Here is a 4,225-nt window from a genome sequence, read left to right as displayed (position 1 = left end):
GCCCGCTGTGGGCTTGGTGGCGGGCTTGGCGCCGGTCTTGGCCACCGGCGTCGAATTGCTGCGGCGCGCACTCTGGTAGCTGCCGTCGGTCGTCGGCTGCCAGGTGGGAATGAGATGGTGCTTGCCGTTGCCGATCAGGTCGGCGCGGCCCATGTCCTTCAATGCATCACGCAGCAGCGGCCAGTTGTTCGGGTCGTGGTAGCGCAGGAAGGCCTTGTGCAGGCGGCGGCGCTTGTCGCCCTTGACGATGTCCACGCGCTCGCCCTTGCGCGCGTCGCGGCTGATGCCCTTGAGCGGATTGTGGCCCGAGTGGTACATGGCCGTGGCGGTGGCCATGGGGGACGGGTAGAAGGTCTGCACCTGGTCCGCGCGGAAGCCGTTGTGCTTGAGCCAGATCGCCAGGTTCATCATGTCTTCGTCGCTGGTGCCCGGGTGGGCGGCGATGAAGTACGGGATGAGGAACTGCTTCTTGCCGGCCTCGGCGCTGAACTTCTCGAACATCGCCTTGAAGCGGTCGTAGGTGCCGATGCCCGGCTTCATCATCTTCGACAGCGGGCCGCCTTCGGTGTGCTCCGGGGCGATCTTCAGGTAGCCGCCGACGTGGTGCGTCACCAGCTCCTTCACGTACTCGGGCGACTGCACCGCCAGGTCATAGCGCAGCCCGGAGCCGATCAGGATCTTCTTGACGCCACGCAGCGCACGGGCGCGCCGGTACATCTTCACCAGCGGGCCGTGGTCGGTGTTCAGGTTGGAGCAGATGCCGGGGTAGACGCAGCTCGGCTTGCGGCAGGCGGCCTCGATCTCGGGGCTCTTGCAGCCGATGCGGTACATGTTGGCGGTGGGCCCGCCGAGGTCGGAAATGATGCCGGTGAAGCCCTTGACCTTGTCGCGGATCTCCTCGATCTCGCGGATCACCGAGTCTTCCGAGCGGCTCTGGATGATGCGGCCTTCGTGCTCGGTGATGGAGCAGAAGGTGCAGCCGCCAAAGCAGCCGCGCATGATGTTCACGCTGAAGCGGATCATCTCCCACGCGGGGATCTTGGTCTCGCCGTCATGGCTGCCGTTGGCGTCGGCGTAGCTCGGGTGTGGGCTGCGGGCGTAGGGCAGGTCGAAGACGTGGTCCATCTCCTCGGTGGACAGCGGCAGCGGCGGCGGATTGATCCACACGTCGCGTGCGGTGTGGCCCTCGCCGTGGCGCTGCACGATGGCGCGCGCGTTGCCGGGGTTGGTCTCCAGGTGCAGCACGCGGTTGGCGTGGGCGTAGAGCACGTTGTCGCTCTTGACCTGCTCGTAGGCCGGCAGGCGGATCACGGTGCGGTCGCGCGGCGTGGTGATGGCGCGGCTGCCCAGCTTTTCGACCGGGCGGCGGATCAGCAGCATGGGCTTGGCACCGTCGGCCGCGGGCGGTGTGTCGCCAGCCTTCGCCGCTTCGGCCTTGGCGCAACTGGCACCGTTGTCGTCGGCCTGTTCCTCGATCGTGAGGTAGGGGTTCAGCAGCTTGTCGACCTTGCCGGGGGTGTCGACCTCGCTGGAGTCGACTTCGTACCAGCCGTCCAGCGCCAGGTCGTCCGGCTTGCGCATGAAGGCGGTGCCGCGCACGTCGGTGATGCTCTCGATCGGCTTCTTGGCCGCCAGCCGATGGGCGATCTCGACGATGGCGCGTTCGGCATTGCCGTAGACCAGCAGGTCGGCCTTGGCGTCCACCAGGATGGAGCGGCGCACCTTGTCGCTCCAGTAGTCGTAGTGGGCAATCCGGCGCAGGCTGGCCTCGATGCCGCCGATCACCACCGGCACGTCCTTGAAGGCTTCGTTGCAGCGCTGGGTGTAGACCAGCGTGGCGCGGTCCGGCCGCTTGCCGCCGACGTTGCCGGGGGTGTAGGCGTCGTCGCTGCGGATCTTGCGGTCCGCGGTGTAGCGGTTGATCATCGAATCCATGTTCCCGGCGGCCACGCCGAAGAACAGGTTGGGCTTGCCCAGGGCGCGGAAGGCGTCGGCAGACTGCCAGTCCGGCTGCGCGATGATGCCCACGCGGAAGCCCTGCGCCTCCAGCGTGCGGCCGATCACGGCCATGCCGAAGCTCGGGTGGTCCACATAGGCGTCCCCGCTGACGATGATGATGTCGCAGCTGTCCCAGCCCAGCTTGTCCATTTCCCTGCGGCTCATCGGCAGGAAAGGCGCGGTACCGAAACGCTTGGCCCAGTACGGACGGTAAGCCGTCAACGCCTTGGGCTTGGCATTGGCCTTGGCATCGGAACGGACGGGGGCTTCGAGGGTGGCGGACACGGCAGCGGCGGGGAAGGGGACCGGAAAGACCAAAGCCGGGCGGGCCACAGGCACGTCCGGCATCAAGAGCCTGCATTGTCCCAGGTGTCGGCCTTGCTGGCGATAACCCCACGCGGCGACCGGCTCGGGCCTGCGCAGGCCCGCACACCGCCGCCGCAGCCCGGTCCGCTCAGCGCCCCAGCAGCCCCTTGAACATCTGGCCCACGCCTTCGACCACGCCGCCGACGCTGACGCCCACGCCCTCGGCCAGGCCGGCAGCAAAGCGCCTGGCCAGGCTGTCGTTGACCGAGAAGTTCGGGTCGTCCAGCCGGCCTTCCAGCGTGAAGTTGACCTCGATCCGGCCCTTGTGCGCCATGGTGTCCAGCACGGCCTGGCGGCTGGCGGTGCCCAGCCCGTCCCACCAGCTGCCGCTGTGGTTCAGCGCCAGGCCGGTCAGGGTCACGCGGCCGGGCGCATGCAGGTGGTCGGCCTTGACCTGGGCCTTCAGCTGCAGGTCCAGCTGGCCGCGCTGGATGCCGCCTTCGGCCACCTTCAGCAGGTAAGGCTGCAGCGCGCGCAGGTCCACGCCTTGCAGTTCGGCGCTGAGGTCGGCGTCATGGGTGGCGGGTGTCAGTTCGCCGTCCAGCTTGAGCTGGCCGTCATGGTTGCCGGCGCCACCCGGGCCACGAAGCAGGCCGCGCACCTTCAGCGACATGGGCCGGTCGAGCGCCGGCAGCTGCAGGTTGCCCAGCGTGGCGTTCAGCTCGCCGAGCTGCAGGTGATGCGGCCGCGCACGCAGCGGCTTCAGCGAGTCGTCGTAGAAGTCGACCTGCACATCCTTCAGCTGCACTTCGTTGATCACCAGCGTGGGCGCGCTGGCCTCGGCCTGGCTGGCAGCGCTGGCCGGTGCGGTTTTCGGCGCCGCGGGGCGGGTTGGGGCGCGGGCGGGCGTCGTGGCGCTTTCCGGCTGCAGCAACCCGGGCAGGAGCTGCAGCTTGCCATCACGGCCACGCAGCAGGCTCAGGGAGGCGCCTTCGACCTCGATGCGGTGCAGCTGCCACGGCCCCGAGAAAAGGCTGCGCAGCGCCGGTTGAACGAAAACGCGACGGGCGCTGAGTTCATCCTCGGCGGGCCAGCCCGGCGCCGCGGCCAGGCGCAGGTCCTGCACCGTCAGCCCGTTCCAGTCCACCGAGATGGCGCCGACGCTGGCGCGCGGCCCCAGGTGCTCGCGCAGCGTGCTGTCCAGCCGGTGCAGCAGCAACTGGTACAGGCCTGCGAGGCCCACCAGCATGATCAATCCAATCCCCAGCCACCATCCGGCGCGACGCGAAACACTCACCATGGGCTGGATTGTCGCCAAGCCGGCAAGGCCGGCCATGGATCATGGTCGGCGGTAGGCGGTGGGCTGCCGCGCCCAGTAACCGCTGTCCAGCCGGTCCAGGCGCACCTCGCCGCCGGTGGATGGTGCATGCACGAAGCGGCTGTCGCCCACGTAGATGCCGGCATGCGTGGGCCGGCCGCGGCCGAAGATCACCAGGTCGCCGGTGCGCAGCTCGCCGGCCTCGACTGGTTGACCAAACTGGTTCAGGTCGGCCACCGTGCGCGGCGGCGCCATGCCGGCCTGGTTGCGGTAGACGTAGCCGATCAGGCCGCTGCAGTCGAAGCCGCCCGCGGGTGTGTTGCCGCCATAGCGGTAAGGCGTGCCGACCAGGCCCATCGCGTGGATGGCGATGTCGGATGACTGTTCGGGCGTAAGGCGCGTGAAGCGCGGCGTTGTGCCGCACGCCGCCAGCAGCAGCGGCAACAACAGACAGAGTCGCCAGGCCAGGCGATGGAATGCGTGCATGGAGGCAATTCTGTTGCAACTTGGGCGGCCGGGGACAATCCGCGCATGTCTTCTGCTGCGCCGCCCGTCACATCATCGCCGCCCGCCTGGGCCCAGCTGCCGCTGCTGGGCGTGGAC

The 4,225-nt window shown here is 68.7% G+C and carries 3 protein-coding genes; all 3 read right to left on the bottom strand.

Annotated features, from left to right (window positions below):
* Positions 1-2,283: YgiQ family radical SAM protein (locus tag FKP22_RS22770; protein ID WP_375140611.1), on the bottom strand; the 2,283-nt coding region annotated here is incomplete at its 3' end.
* A gap of 169 nt (positions 2,284-2,452) precedes the next feature.
* Positions 2,453-3,553: a DUF748 domain-containing protein gene (locus tag FKP22_RS22765; protein ID WP_170201024.1), complete on the bottom strand. Its 1,101-nt coding sequence runs from the start codon at positions 3,551-3,553 to the stop codon at positions 2,453-2,455.
* Positions 3,554-3,643: 90 nt separating this feature from the next.
* Positions 3,644-4,108, bottom strand: coding sequence for a C40 family peptidase (locus FKP22_RS22760; RefSeq protein ID WP_141289961.1), 465 nt, complete (start codon positions 4,106-4,108; stop codon positions 3,644-3,646).
* Positions 4,109-4,225: the final 117 nt, after the last annotated feature.

The sequence above is a fragment of the Ideonella azotifigens genome (assembly GCF_006519715.1).
In the GTDB taxonomy this organism is placed as follows: domain Bacteria; phylum Pseudomonadota; class Gammaproteobacteria; order Burkholderiales; family Burkholderiaceae_C; genus Ideonella; species Ideonella azotifigens.
This window is presented reverse-complemented; position numbering and strand designations above follow the sequence as displayed.

Coding starts and splice junctions, on each gene's coding strand:
- FKP22_RS22765 (WP_170201024.1), bottom strand. CDS start 3,553: ATGCTGGTGGGCCTCGCAGGCCTGTACCAGTTGCTGCTGCACCGGCTG.
- FKP22_RS22760 (WP_141289961.1), bottom strand. CDS start 4,108: ATGCACGCATTCCATCGCCTGGCCTGGCGACTCTGTCTGTTGTTGCCG.